The following is a 13,930-nucleotide window of genomic DNA, read 5'->3' as shown; positions in this document are numbered from 1 at the left end:
TCCTTCGTGTCGATCCGCGTCGCGTTAAACCATGTCACGCAGTACCGCTATGACCGGCTCGTGGCCCTCGGGCCGCAAATCGTCCGCCTGCGTCCGGCGCCGCACTGCCGCACGCCGATCCTCTCCTACTCGATGCGCGTCGAGCCGGCCGATCACTTCGTCAACTGGCAGCAAGACGCCTTCGCGAACTATCAGGCGCGGCTGGTCTTTCCCGAACCGACGCGCGAATTCAGCGTGACCGTCGACCTCGTCGCCGAGATGTCGGTCTACAACCCGTTCGACTTTTTTCTGGAGCCCTACGCGGAGCGGTTTCCGTTTGCCTATCCGCCGGAGCTCGAGGGCGAGCTCGCGCCGTATCTCGCGCGCACGGCGGAGGCGACGCCGCGCTTCGCCGCGTTCATCGATAGCATCGAACGCACCCCGCGCAAGACGATCGATTTTCTCGTCGAGCTCAACCAACGCCTCGCGCACGAGATCGGTTATCTGATCCGCATGGAGCCCGGCGTGCAGACGCCCGAGGAAACGCTCGAGAAGGCCTCGGGCTCGTGCCGCGACACGGGCTGGCTTCTCGTTCAGACGCTGCGGCAGCTCGGCTTTGCGGCCCGCTTCGTGTCGGGCTATCTGCTGCAGCTTGCGCCCGATGAGAAAGCGATCGACGGTCCGAGCGGCGCCGAAGCGGACTTCACGGACCTGCACGCCTGGTGCGAGGTCTACTTGCCGGGCGCCGGCTGGATCGGGCTCGATCCGACATCGGGGCTGCTGGCCGGCGAGGGGCACATTCCCGTCGCCTGCACGCCGCAGCCCGGCAGCGCCGCGCCGATCTCGGGCGCGCTCGACGAGTGCGAGGTCGACTTCACGCATTCGATGTCGATCGAGCGCATGCTCGAAACGCCGCGCGTCACCAAGCCTTATAGCGACGCCCAGTGGGCCGCTGTGGAGCTCATGGGCTGGCAGGTCGATGCCGATCTCTCGTCGATGGATGTCCGGCTCACGATGGGCGGCGAGCCGACCTTCGTGTGCGTGCGCGATCGCGACGCGCCCGAATGGAACACCGACGCCCTCGGTCCGACGAAGCGCGGCTACGCGGTCGCGCTCATGGACAAGCTGCGCGCGCGCTACGGCGCGAACGGCTTCTTGCATGTGGGGCAGGGCAAGTGGTATCCCGGCGAGCAGTTGCCGCGCTGGGCGCTCTCGCTTTTCTGGCGCGCCGACGGCGAGCCGTGCTGGCACGATCCGGCGCGCTTCGCGGACGAACGCGAGCCGATGCAATACACGTCCGAGCATGCTGAGCGCTTCATTCGCCACCTCGCGGGGAAGCTCGCGCTCGACGAGAAACACATCCAGGCCGGTTACGAGGACGTCTGGTACTACCTCTGGCGCGAACGGCGTCTGCCTATCAACGTCGATCCGTTCGATTCGCGGCTCGACGACGAGCTCGAAAGAGTGCGGTTGCGCCGCGTCTTCGATGCGGGATTGCCGGCCGTCACGGGCTATGCGCTGCCGCTGGCGCGCGAGCGTGACACGCCCGGCACGACGCCGCCCTTCGGCGGCCCGCGATGGGTGACCGGCCCCTGGTTTTTTCGCGACGAGCGGATGTATCTGATGCCCGGCGATTCGCCGATGGGCTACCGCCTGCCGCTCGACTCGCTGCCGTGGGTTTCCGAAGCCGACTATCCGTGGCTGCACGAACACGATCCGTTCGCACCGGCGGCTCCGTTGCGCCGCGCCGCGCAGTTGCGCACGCAATATGCGGGGCAGGCAGGGATCGACGATGCGGGTGGCGAAAGCGGGGTAGACGGTAAAGCAGGCGTCGCGGAAAGCGATGCGCAATCGCGTCGCGCGATGAACACCGGCGCGGCGGGCAACGAGAGCCGCGCCGTCGAGGGCCGCATGCCGCTGCGCGGCGAATCGGCTTCATGGATCCGGCGCACGGCGCTCGTTGTCGAAGCGCGCGCGACGGCGCGCGCGGCCGGCCCGCAGGTGGAGGCGGCCGAGGACGGTCGCGGCAGCCGCGCGCTCTACGTTTTCATGCCGCCGCTCGCCGTGCTAGACGATTACCTCGATCTGCTCGCCGCCGTGGAGGCGACGGCCGCCGACTTGCGGATGCAAATCGTCGTCGAAGGCTATCCGCCGCCGCGCGACGCACGACTCCAGATGCTGCAGGTCACGCCCGATCCCGGCGTCATCGAAGTCAACATTCATCCGGCTTCGAGCTGGGGCCAACTCGTCGATCACACGGAGTTTCTGTACGAAGCCGCGCGCGAGTCCTATCTCGGGCCCGAGAAATTCATGCTCGATGGCCGCCACACCGGCACGGGCGGCGGTAACCACATGGTGCTCGGCGCGGCGACGCCGGCCGACAGCCCGTTTCTGCGCCGCCCCGATCTGCTTGCGAGCCTCATTGCCTATTGGCACAACCACCCGTCGCTGTCATACCTGTTTTCAGGGCTTTTCATCGGCCCGACGAGCCAGGCGCCGCGCGTCGACGAGGCGCGTAACGACCAGGTATACGAGCTCGAGATCGCCTTTCGAGAAATCCAGCGCCAGGTCGACCTGCTGGCATCGAACGGGGGCTTTCCGCGCGAGGAGGCCGGACGGGTGCCGCCATGGCTCATCGACCGGACGCTGCGCAACATTCTGATCGACGTGACGGGCAACACGCACCGCGCGGAGTTCTGCATCGACAAGCTCTACTCGCCCGACGGCCCGGCCGGCCGGCTCGGTCTGCTCGAGTTGCGCGGCTTCGAGATGCCGCCGCACGCGCGCATGAGTCTCGTGCAGCAATTGCTGTTGCGCGCGCTCGTCGCGCGGTTCTGGCGCGCGCCCTACACGACGCGGCTCACGCGCTGGGGCACGGAGCTGCACGATCGATTCATGCTCGGCACATTCGTGCGGATGGACTTCGACGATGTGCTCGCCGATATGAACGCGGCAGGCTACGCATTCGATCCCGCCTGGTTCGAGCCGCACTTCGAGTTCCGCTTTCCGCTCGTCGGCGAGCTTCAAGCGGACGGCATCGCGCTGACGTTGCGACATGGGCTCGAGCCGTGGCACGTGATGGGCGAGGAAGGGGCCATCGGCGGTACCGTCCGGTACGTCGATTCGTCGCTGGAGCGCATCGAGGTGCGCGCGCTCGGCTTGAACGACAATCGCCACGTTGTGACGGTCAACGGCGTGCCGCTGCCCATGCAGCCGACCGGCCGAGCGAGCGAGTATGTCGCCGGCGTGCGGTTTCGCGCATGGGAGCAGGCATCTTCGTTGCATCCTACGATCGGTGCGCATGCGCCGCTGACGTTCGACATCGTCGACACCTGGTCTTGCCGCGCCGTGGCCGGATGCCAATATCATGTCGCCCATCCGGGCGGTCGCAATTACCAGACGTTTCCCGTCAACGCTTACGAAGCGCAGAGCCGGCGGCGCGCACGCTTTTTCACGATCGGCCACACGCCCGGGCCGGTGGTCGTGAGGGCGCGCGAGCGCAGCCTCGAGTTGCCGTTCACGCTCGATCTGCGACGCGCGAGTGCCGATGACGGAGTGGCGTCTCCCTAGACTCTACGAACGACTTTGCCTTTTCAATCGACTTTGCCGTTCGATGCCGCAGCCGAGACGAGCGATTCAGCCGAAGTGCTCGCCTCGTTGCGCGACGCGCCCGCGCGCGGGGGCCACTGGGATGAGCTGCGCGACGCGACAGGTTCGATTCGCGAGCCCTGGCGGCGCTTCTTCGGCCTGCTCGGCGAGGAAGGTGCCGCGGGCCTCGAGCAGGCGGCCGCGTCGATCGACGGGCAAATCCGCGATAACGACATTACTTACAACGTCTATGTCGACAACGGCGAGCCGCGTCCCTGGGCGCTCGATATGCTCCCGCTCATCGTCGACGAGGCCGAGTGGGCGACGATCGAGCGCGGCGTGGCGCAGCGCGCGCGGCTTCTCGAAGCGCTCGTGGCGGACGCCTACGGCGGCCAGACGCTGCTCGCGCGCGGCCTGATCCCGCCCGCGCTCGTCTTCGGTCATCCCGGCTATCTGCGGCCACTCAGAGGCTATGTGCCGCCCGGCGGGCGCTATCTGCAGATCGTCGCCGTCGATCTCGCGCGCGCGCCGAACGGCGAATGGACGGTCACGGGACATCGGACGCAGGCGCCATCGGGCCTCGGCTATGCGCTCGAGAACCGGCTCATCGTCGCAGGGCTTTTCGCCGAGCCGTTCCGCTCCTTGCGCGTGAGGCGGCTGGCACCGTCCTACTCGCAGCTGATCGCGACGCTCGCGAAATCGGCCCGGGCCACGATGACGCTCGACGAGCGCCGCGAGCGCGGCGATTCGCCTCATATCGCGCTGCTGAGCCCCGGCCCCTTCAGCGAGACGTATTTCGAGCATGTCTTTCTCGCGCGATACCTCGGGCTTACGCTCGTCGAAGGCACGGATCTCACCGTGCGCGGCGACAAGCTCTATCTGAAGACGCTCGCCGGGCTCGAGCGCGTGCACGGGATGCTGCGCCGGCTCGACGACAGCTTTTGCGATCCGGTCGAGCTGCGCGCCGATTCGACGATCGGCGTGCCGGGCCTGCTGCAGGTCATGCGTGCCGGCAATGTGGTCGTGTCGAACTCGCCGGGCGCGGGTTTTCTCGAATCGGCGGCGCTGCATGGCTTTCTGCCCGGCATCGCCGACGCGCTCTTCGGCGAAACCCTCGTGCTGCCCGGTATCGCGACATGGTGGTGCGGCGAAGAAACCGTGCGCGAGCAAGCCTTCGCGCAACTCTCCGAGGCGTGGCTCGCACCGGCATGGACGGGCATGCCGCATCCCTCGTCGTCCGACATGCCGCCCGGGCTCGCCGCGGGGCCGCAGTGCCTCGCCGAATGGCGCGAGCGCATTGAAGAGCGGCCCGACGCGTTCGCGATCCAGGCGCCATTGCCTTATTCGTGCGCGCCGCGCTATCAGGACGGCACGCTCACGCGTCGTCCCTGCACGCTGCGCGCCTATGCGATCGCCGGCGAGGACGGCGGCTGGCACGTGTTCCCCGGCGGCTTCACGCGGCTTGCCGACGAGCGGCAGTTGAGCGTCTCGATGCAGTCGGGTGGGAGCAGCGTCGACACATGGGTGCTTTCCAGCCAGCCCGGTTCGTCGTTTTCGCTGTTGCCTTCGCCGATGAGCCCGCGCGATCTCGCGCGCGGCCACCGCCATCGCACCGTCTCGAGCCGCGCCGCGGAGAACCTCTTCTGGGCCGGCCGCTATAGCGAGCGCGCCGAGAACAGCGTGCGCCTCGCGCGGATCATTCTGGGCTCACTCGAAAGCCACGACTCCGACGAGATGTTGCCGACGCTCGCCGAGCTCGCGCGCCGCTTCGAGCTCATCGCGAGCGCCGACGGCGATGCTTGCAAGACGCGCCATGCATTCGAGCGCGCGCTCGTCGCGAGCTTGCACGAGCATTCGGGCATCGCGAGCGTTGGAAACGTGCTCGCGAGCCAGGCGCGCGCGAGCGGTGAAATTCGTGCGCGTCTGTCGAACGATCACTGGCGGGCGATCCTCGCCGCGCGTAACGATTTCCGCGATGCGCTCGTCGCACTATCGCTCGTGCCCGCCGCCGTGCACGGCGCGCCATCGCCGCAGGCCCGAGGCGATTCGCCGCGGCATGATCGCTACGACCGTTACGATCGCGTCGCACTAATGAACGCGCTCGAGGTGCTTGCGATGCAGCTCTCGGCGATCAGCGGCGCGCAGGGCGATCGCATGGTACGCGACGAGGCATGGCGGCTGCTATTTGCGGGGCGTCACATCGAGCGCGTCATCGCGATGACGGCGTTTCTGCACGTCGTGACTGACGCGGGCACGCTTGCGACGCCCGCCGGCTTCGATTTGTTGCTGCAACTCTTCGACAGCACGCTCACCTATCGCTCGCTTTATCCGGGGCGGCTCGAGGTGCCCGCGCTCGTCGATCTCATCGTCGTCGATCCGACCAATCCGCGCGGCCTATACGGTGTCTACGAGCGATTGCGCAAAAAGCTCGACGAGATCGCCGCGGCCGCGGGTGCTGCCAATCGGCGGCCCTTCGGAGAGTCGATGCCGCCTGTCGAATCCCTGCCGTCGCTCGAAGCGCTCTGCACGATCGATGAGGCGGGGCACTACGCTGCGCTGCTCGCGCTATGCGATCAATTGGCCGCGCATGTTGCCGCGGCTTCCAACGAGGTCAGCGCGCGCTACTTCATCCATGCCGAAGGCGCGCTTGCTTCACAGGTGTCGTCATGAGCGATCGAGTCACACTTTCTGTTTCGCACGCGACGACCTATCGCTATTCGACGCCCGTCGAAACGGCCCGTCATCTTGCGACGATCAGGCCGCTCGATTGCCCCTGGCAGCGCGTCGTGACGCACGAGGAGACGATCGAGCCGGCTCCCGCCTATAGCACCTCACGCGTCGATGCATTCGGCAATGAACTGCTCTACTTCACATTCGATACGCCGCATGAGAGTCTGCGGTTGACGAGCGAGACGACCGTCGTGCTCACGCCGCGCTGGTGTGATCTCGATCCCGATGCAACGCCTGCCTGGGAAGACGTCGTCGACGCGTTGCGGTTTCGCGCGGGTGGCGCTTATCTACCCGAGACCGAATTTCGCTTCGCTTCGCCCAACATTGCGCTCGAGCCTGAATTGCGCGCCTACTCGCTTCCGAGTTTCGCGCACGGCACGCCGCTCGCCGCGGCGGCAATCGACCTGATGCACAGGATTCATGCCGATTTCGAGTACAAGCCACAGGCCACCACATTCGATACGCCCGCGATGCGTGCATTCGATCTGCGGCATGGCGTCTGTCAAGACTTCGCGCAAGTGATGATCGGTTGCTTGCGTTCGCTCGGATTGAGCGCGCGTTATGTGAGTGGATACCTGCGCACGTTGCCGCCGTCAGACGAGCCGCGACTCGTGGGTGCGGATGCGTCGCATGCGTGGGTGTCGGTATTTTGCCCGGGCACGGGCTGGATCGACCTCGATCCGACCAACGACGTGCTCGCCGATCTCAATCATGTGACGCTCGCGCGAGGCCGCGACTATAGCGACGTGTCGTTGCTGCGCGGAATCATCCTGGGCGGAGGCGAGCACAGCGTCGAGGTCGCCGTGAGCGTCGCCGCGGGTTGAAAACGAACGAGCGCCACAGCGTGCCGCCTTACCAGGGCGTGTGATAGACCTGCTGTGCCGCGCCCTTCGCGCCGCCGCCGAACGGATCGCTATAGAGCGACTTCGCGGCCTGTTGCGCCGTATCGGGCGGTGCGGCGCCGGGCGCGCCGTTGCCACGCGCGACAGCCGCATTGCCCCCGCCGGCGCCGCCACCGGCGCCCGCTCCACCCGCGTCGGCCGCCGCGCCTGCCGCGCGTCCAAGCTGTCGCCGTCCGCCCGGCGGGAGCGGGTCGTAACCCTTCGCACCCTGATCGGTCGCGCCGTTCGGCACGCGCTCGGCTTTCATCAGATCTGATTCGCCGGTTTCGCCGGCGTCGTATTGCGAGCGATAGGGGTCGCGATAGGCGCCGGGGCCTCCGAGCAGTGCATCTTCCTTGCTAATCCCACGTAAAGGCTCGTTTTCGGCGCGCGCCGCCGCGCGATCGTTCCCGGCGGCGGCATTCGCGCCCGCGCCTTGCTGCTGAGCGGCGGCGGGCGCCGCCGCGGCAAGTGCGAGCGCAATGCAGGCGGCGCGCGCGACGCGCGTCAGGGCAACGGCTCCGCGAGGCTCGTGCCCGCGGGCACGCCTCGTCGGGAATGACCCGATCGGGAATGACCGGATGGGCACTGACTCAATGTCGAATGACGATCGTGCACATAGTCGTAATGACACAGATGGACTCCTTGAGCGGCTCAATGTCGTTCGTTCATCGTCGCGCGCGTCCCACGCCCGGCGCCGCCAAAACACCGGCCGAAGCCGCCATTGGTGCGGACGCCTACAAAGCTCGATAGACGGCCCAGCCAATAATGAGTTTCGTCAGGGATAAGAAAAAACATCGCAAACATACGAGGATATTCGAGGGCAATTGGCGATGGAAAGCCATATCGAGCAGGAAAGAGTCGTTGGCGCGCAAGCGCGAGAAGATCATTTCGAGCGGAGTCAGTGGTCCGGACGAAAGACGGGCCGCGTCGTCGATCTGTCGCGGGCCGGCAAGGGCAATTACGTCGCGCGGCGCGGCATATTGATCGAGGCGATGTGGTTCCTCGTCGAGGCCTGCATCATCAACAACAAGCTCATGCCCAGCTCGGCGCTGCGTGTGGCGCTGTTGCGCCTGTTCGGCGCGCGGATCGGCATGGGTTGCCGCTTCGTGCATCCGCTGCGTGTCAAAGCACCTTGGAATCTGGAAGTGGGGGATCACTGCTGGTTCGGAGTCGACGTATGGATATATAACCAAGCGCCCATCCGCATCGGGTCGCATGTATGCATCTCGCAAGGCACGTTCCTTACTGCCGGCTCGCACGACATGAGCACGACGATGGATCTGCGCGTAGCGCCGATCGTCATTGAAGACGGGGTGTGGATTACCTCCAAATGCGTCGTACAAATGGGCGTCACCATCGGCCGCTCGGCCGTCGTCACGCCGCTCTCCGTCGTGCATCGATCGCTCGCGCCGGAAGGCGTTTATGGCGGCAATCCCTGCCGATTCCTGCGCAAGCGCTTCAACTCCTGATGTTTCGCAGCATGCGAAGCGGAAAGCTCTTTGCTCAGATCGTATGCGCAGCTCGCTGCGCGCGGTGTGCGTTGGCAGCAAGCTGCGCCATGTTGGCCGATGCCCACGGCTCACGCGAACGAAGATCACAAGAAACAAGGGGAATACCATGTTTATCGACACACGTACCGTCGATGAGGGGCACCAGGTAGAGACGACGGTTTGTATCATCGGCGCTGGCGTAGCGGGGATCACGCTCGCGCTCGAATTGAACCGCATGGGCATCGACACCTGCCTGCTCGAAAGCGGCGGGTATAAACCCGATGACGAAACCCGAGACCTTTATCGCGGAGAGAATGTCGGGCTGCCATACACGTTCGCCGACGGCAGCCGCAGCCGCTATCTGGGCGGTAGCAGCAACTGCTGGGGCGGCTGGTGCCGTCCGCTCGACCCATGGGACTTCGAGAAGCGTGACTGGGTGCCTCACAGCGGCTGGCCCTTCGGGCTCGACGAGCTCGCGCCATACTATGCGCGCACGCATGCGCTGCTCAAGCTCGGCCCGAATACTTTCGACCCGGCGTTTTGGGAAGGGGCGATCAACCGCCCCGACGTGCGCCGCATCCCCTTCGTGACCGGCAACGTGCGCGACACAGTCGCGCAGTTCAGCCCGCCCGCGCGTTTCGGCAAGCTCTATCGCAAGGATCTCGAGCGATCGCCATTCGTGCGTGTGTTTCTCCACGCGAATGCGGTCAACATCGAGACGAATCTCGATGGCGCACGTGTTGCGCGCATCGATGCGGCGACCCTCACCGGTCGCCGCCTGACTTTCGTCGCCAAGCACTATGTGTTGGCCGCGGGCGGCATCGAAAACGCACGGCTTCTACTCGCCTCGAATCGCACGCAGCCGGCCGGGCTCGGCAACGGACACGATATCGTCGGCCGCTTCTTCATGGATCACCCGCGCATCATGTCGGCGAGCGTGCGCTTCTCCGACGAGTGGGCGCGCAACAAGCTCTACGACATCAAGTTCCACTATCAGAACGCCGCTGTTTCCGCGCACGGCACACCGATTTCCTCGCAGTTCGCGCTCACGCCCGAAGTACTGACGCGCGAGCGGCTGCTCAACGCGCGCGTCTGGTTCTTCTCGCTCTTTTACGGCGAGGGCAGCGCTGGTGCCGAGGCGCTGATCCGCTGCAAGCAGGCGCTGCTGAAGAAGGAGCAACCGGGCTGGAGGCTGGCCGACGATCTCGAGACGATGGCCGCGCATCCGATCGATACGGCCGGCTTTCTGCTCACGCGACTATTGCAGCCGCGCTCGCTCATCACCGACGTCAGACTGCAAGCGATCGTCGAGGCGGCACCCAACCCCGACAGCCGCGTGACGCTCGGCACCGACCGCGATGCGCTCGGGATGCCGCGCGTGAGAGTCGCCTGGCTGCTCGACGAACTCGTGCAGCGCACGTTCGACCGCACGTTCGAGCTCGTTGCCGAAGAGCTGCGTGCCGGGGGCGTGGCCGAGGTCAAGCTGGACGAGCCGCTGCAGGGGCGCGAATGGCCGTCGGGGCTCGAGGGCACCTGGCATCACATGGGCACGACGCGCATGCACGATTCGCCGCGCGAAGGGGTAGTCGACAGGCACTGCGCCGTGCACGGCGTGGCCAACCTCCATATCGCGGGAAGCTCGGTGTTTCCAAGCGTCGGCGCGAACTTTCCGACGATCACGATCACCGCGCTCGCGCTTCGTTTGGCCGAGCGCCTCGCGAGCCTGCTCGGCAAGCCCGATGCCGTCGCGGCGAACGATGCGCGGATCGGCATGGGAGCGGGGATGTCTTCGTCTGTCGATTCGCTGCCGTTTGCCGCGGCGACGCTTTCGCATGTCGCGAAGGAGTGAGGCGTCTCCACGGTCTTTGACGATTGAGCAAAGGCGTGGAGACAAGACGCTTGTAGTGCCGTGAGGGTATCGATCTCTCGGCACGTGTCCGATCGCGAAAGCTAAGGGTAGCGGGCAGTGACGCCCTACGCCTTGGCCAGCATGCGTACCGCTCTCATTGCACGTGAATCGGCTTCACGCGTGATCGCATCGTCGAAGATGCCCATCTCTTCAGTTGACGCCAAGGCGTCCATTTTTCGGATCAGCTCGTCGCAGGTTCGCGCGACGCGGTCGCTTAGGTAGCGATCGATGGCAGGATTCCGATGAGACCACTCGTTCGGCTCGAGGATGATGACGGGAATCGCGGCGAATGCCGCTTCAATCATTACCGATGTCGGCAAGCCGATTGCTATATCGACGTCTTTGAGAATTTGTTTGGTCGGCAGGCTATCCGCTATGCAGACCTCCATTGCCGGGTGGATTGGGTGCGAATGTACGCTTGCAATCCATTCCTTCCATGGCTCGATGCGCTCGCGCGGATGAGGCTTGATCAACAGCTTGATTCGGGGGCGAGCGGCTAGCTGACGAACCAAATCATTGGCCGCGGCAATGCCGTGAGTCGATTCACTATCTACCAACGGCGTCGAGAAAAATTCAATCGTGGAGCAAGATTGGATCGCTCGTGCACGCCTTTCGCGGCGAAGATCGGCCGTGATCGCCTGCAAGTGCGGATGACCGAGAACATCGATTCTCGACGGGGATACCTTGCATGTTCGAACGACGGTCCGCCTGATGTGAAGGTCCAGTACGCCAAAACGCTCGGGCAACGCTCGGCTTCGATTCTCGCCAAGAAAGCGATGTCGAATCTTTACCCAGCCGTCTATGATCGCGAGCGTCGGAATGCGGGCGCGCTTTGCCTCGCTCCAAACGATGTGCTCGAATCGCGAGCCGATGCTTGTTCCCGTGACGATCACGTCCGGTCGATGCTTGTCGATAAGCGCGTGAATTTTTATGCGAAATGTCTTTGGATTTGCTTTGAATGGTTTGAGCCCGCTTGTCTTCCATAGGTCAAAAGACGGCCCCATCGCAACCAGAAAGAATCGATTCACACTTGTTCCGGCTTTGCCTATGAGTGGCAATAGTGCATTGCCGCCGCCAAGATCGTTAGCAAAAAAGAGAATTCGCATGGGTTTTCTATTCGATTGCAAAAACGTTCGCTTGGTTACCGGAACTTTATACTTTTTGTCGTGCGAGGAGGCCGGCGACGGACCAACATGCCTCTCGCCGACCGCAAGCGACCTCGAAGCGAACCGCCCCAGAGCGTGCGGCAGTCCTATTTTTTCGCGCGATGCCCGACCGAGACTTCTGACGAACTAATGTAGCGACTCGCGCTGGCAATGCAGCTCAAACGGCGCCTTCAGGCGTCAATCAGTCAGCGAGCCGGGCCTGTCGAGGCTTGCCGCAACCACTACCTATCCCTATTCGATGATCGACGACGACCAGCTGTTGCACTACTACGAACGCGAGCTCGCGCTACTCCGCCGCAGCTTAGAGAGCTTCGCCGAACAGTACCCGAGAGCCGCGGCCCGCCTGTCGATCAGCGGCGGACAGTCGGAGGATCCCCACGTCGAGCGGATGATGCAGTCGTTCGCGTTCCTGGCGGCGCGTATCAGCGCAAGGATCGACGACGACTACCCCGAGCTCACGGAGCTGCTGTTGAGCATCATCTATCCGCAGTACCTGCGGCCGTTTCCCTCGTGCTCGATTGCGCAGTTCGACATTGCCGGCATGTTCGAGAACCGGGCGCGGCCGGTCACCGTCCCGCGCGGGACCGAACTATTGACCAGGGCGGGCAAGTGCTATTTCAGCACCGTGTATGACGTCGTACTCGCACCGCTTAGTATTCCGCATGCGCGGTACTTGCCGATGCCGAGCGCACCGTCCGGCGTAACGCTGCCTCCGGATACGAGCGGCATGCTCTCAATCGCATTCAGCGCGGCCGAGCGCGCCGGGCAACCCAATATGACGTTGCCGTCCACCGTCCGCATGCATCTTGCGGGCTCGCGCGAAGTTGTGACGGCCCTCATGGACACCATGTTGTTGCGCACGGCTGCGGCCTATGTGGAGGATAGTGCCGGGCGCTGGAGACGTCTCGATACCGTGCCTGTCGCGGCTGCGGGGTTTGCTGCGGAGGAGGGGCTGGTTCATGCTGATGGCGCAAGTACTTCGTTTCAATTGCTGACCGAGTATTTCGCGTTCCCGGAGCGCTTCGACTTCATTGATATCGACTTCGCGGCGCTGCTTCGCGCCGCCGGCGACGGACGCAACGTCACGCTGCATCTTGCCGTAGGGGACGTTCACCCGGACTCTTGGAATGCGCATCGCCTGATGCAGGTGTCCCCGAGCCATTTCAAGCTGTTCTGCACGCCCGTCGTGAATTTGTTCGCCGAGGCGAACGTGCCCCTTACGCGGGAGCGGCAGACAGGCGTATGGCCGATCAATGTCGAGCGCAAGGGTAGTGCGCCAACTGAGGCTTGGTCCGTCGACGCAGTGCGCGTTGCCGATGGAAAGGGGATCCGTCCGTTGACGTCGTTGATCGGCGGCTCGGCTGGGCTGAACGACCCACGGTGGATATTCATTCCGCCTAATGCCGATCGGTGGTTTCGCGGTGCGAGCCCGGCCGCGCTCAACCTCGTCGGAGCCGATGGCAAGTCGATGGCAACGGACGTCGGCCAATTGACCGTCGATGTGACCTGTTCGAACGGCGATCTGCCGCATTCGCTGCCGGTGGGCGCGCCAGAGGGCGACCTGGCGATGGAGCGCGATGCCGTCGCGGAAAAGATCACGCTGCTGCATACGCCCACGCCCGTGGGCAGCCTGCCTCGGACCGATGGCTCGCTTTGGCGCCTCATTTCAATGCAAGTACCGCAGCCGGTGAGACTCAACCCGAAAGGACTCGACGAACTGAAGGAGATGTTCCGTCAATTCGCGGGCCTTTCGCGAATGCCTGCCAACCAGATCGATGGCGTCACGCATCTTGCCCGGCGATCCGTGATGCAGTGGTTGGTGATGCAGCCACAGCCGGGGTTCGTTCGCGGGATCGAAATCACGCTGACGATCAGCGACCAAGCGTTCGCAGCGCATAGCATTGCCGTTTTCGCCGGTGTAATGGAGCGGTTCTTCACGCCCTATGCGCCGGAATACAGCTTTGTACAGTTGGTCATGATTTCCGGGAAACACGGGATCGAACTTTGGCGCGGCAAGCCGCTGATGGGAGCTACACCGATTCTTTGAATATTTAACGCTACGGAGCGAAACGTTTACCTTTGCGGTTTTAAGAATTTTCCGAATTGGGCGGACTGACACATCTGATAGGTTTTGCTTATGCAATTTCTTCAGTAGAATCCCGCGATCGCACCTGTCAGCACTAC

Annotated in this window: 8 protein-coding genes; 6 read left to right on the top strand and 2 right to left on the bottom strand. The window is 64.4% G+C overall.

Annotated features, from left to right (window positions below):
- The first annotated feature begins 6 nt into the window (after positions 1-6).
- Genes B0G57_RS09880 through B0G57_RS09870 form a run of 3 tightly spaced genes read left to right on the top strand, consistent with a single transcriptional unit; the run spans position 7 to position 7,121 of the window.
- Positions 7-3,549: a transglutaminase family protein gene (locus B0G57_RS09880; RefSeq protein WP_018442451.1), complete on the top strand. Its 3,543-nt coding sequence runs from the start codon at positions 7-9 to the stop codon at positions 3,547-3,549.
- 15 nt (positions 3,550-3,564) lie between these two features.
- On the top strand, positions 3,565-6,237 hold the full coding sequence (locus B0G57_RS09875; protein ID WP_020566404.1) for a circularly permuted type 2 ATP-grasp protein: 2,673 nt from the start codon (positions 3,565-3,567) through the stop codon (positions 6,235-6,237).
- Positions 6,234-7,121, top strand: a complete 888-nt coding sequence (locus tag B0G57_RS09870; protein WP_018442449.1) for a transglutaminase family protein — start codon at positions 6,234-6,236, stop codon at positions 7,119-7,121. Before B0G57_RS09875 ends, B0G57_RS09870 begins: the two co-directional genes overlap by 4 nt.
- A gap of 28 nt (positions 7,122-7,149) precedes the next feature.
- On the opposite strand, the gene B0G57_RS09865 is transcribed toward B0G57_RS09870, so the two are convergent.
- A complete protein-coding gene (locus tag B0G57_RS09865; RefSeq protein ID WP_018442448.1) occupies positions 7,150-7,767 on the bottom strand; it encodes a hypothetical protein in 618 nt (205 codons plus the stop codon).
- A 244-nt stretch (positions 7,768-8,011) separates the two neighbouring features.
- On the opposite strand from B0G57_RS09865, the gene B0G57_RS09860 reads away from it, so the two are divergent.
- Positions 8,012-8,650, top strand: a complete 639-nt coding sequence (locus B0G57_RS09860) for a DapH/DapD/GlmU-related protein (protein ID WP_018442447.1) — start codon at positions 8,012-8,014, stop codon at positions 8,648-8,650.
- A gap of 148 nt (positions 8,651-8,798) precedes the next feature.
- The gene (locus B0G57_RS09855) at positions 8,799-10,520 is read left to right on the top strand and encodes an FAD-dependent oxidoreductase (RefSeq protein WP_020566403.1); all 1,722 of its coding nucleotides are present in this window, start codon (positions 8,799-8,801) and stop codon (positions 10,518-10,520) included.
- A 125-nt stretch (positions 10,521-10,645) separates the two neighbouring features.
- Here B0G57_RS09855 and B0G57_RS09850 read toward each other — a convergent pair whose 3' ends face one another.
- Positions 10,646-11,686 (bottom strand): glycosyltransferase family protein, encoded by a 1,041-nt coding sequence (locus B0G57_RS09850; protein WP_018442445.1) that lies wholly within the window; start codon positions 11,684-11,686, stop codon positions 10,646-10,648.
- Between the two features lie 298 nt (positions 11,687-11,984).
- Between B0G57_RS09850 and tssF the strand changes: the two genes are divergently transcribed.
- Positions 11,985-13,793, top strand: coding sequence for a type VI secretion system baseplate subunit TssF (gene tssF / locus B0G57_RS09845; protein WP_018442444.1), 1,809 nt, complete (start codon positions 11,985-11,987; stop codon positions 13,791-13,793).
- The last annotated feature ends 137 nt before the right edge of the window (positions 13,794-13,930 follow it).

Source organism: Trinickia symbiotica (assembly GCF_002934455.1).
Lineage (GTDB): Bacteria > Pseudomonadota > Gammaproteobacteria > Burkholderiales > Burkholderiaceae > Trinickia > Trinickia symbiotica.
This window is presented reverse-complemented; position numbering and strand designations above follow the sequence as displayed.

Coding starts and splice junctions, on each gene's coding strand:
- B0G57_RS09870 (WP_018442449.1), top strand. CDS start 6,234: ATGAGCGATCGAGTCACACTTTCTGTTTCGCACGCGACGACCTATCGC.
- B0G57_RS09860 (WP_018442447.1), top strand. CDS start 8,012: ATGGAAAGCCATATCGAGCAGGAAAGAGTCGTTGGCGCGCAAGCGCGA.
- B0G57_RS09855 (WP_020566403.1), top strand. CDS start 8,799: ATGTTTATCGACACACGTACCGTCGATGAGGGGCACCAGGTAGAGACG.
- B0G57_RS09850 (WP_018442445.1), bottom strand. CDS start 11,686: ATGCGAATTCTCTTTTTTGCTAACGATCTTGGCGGCGGCAATGCACTA.
- tssF (WP_018442444.1), top strand. CDS start 11,985: ATGATCGACGACGACCAGCTGTTGCACTACTACGAACGCGAGCTCGCG.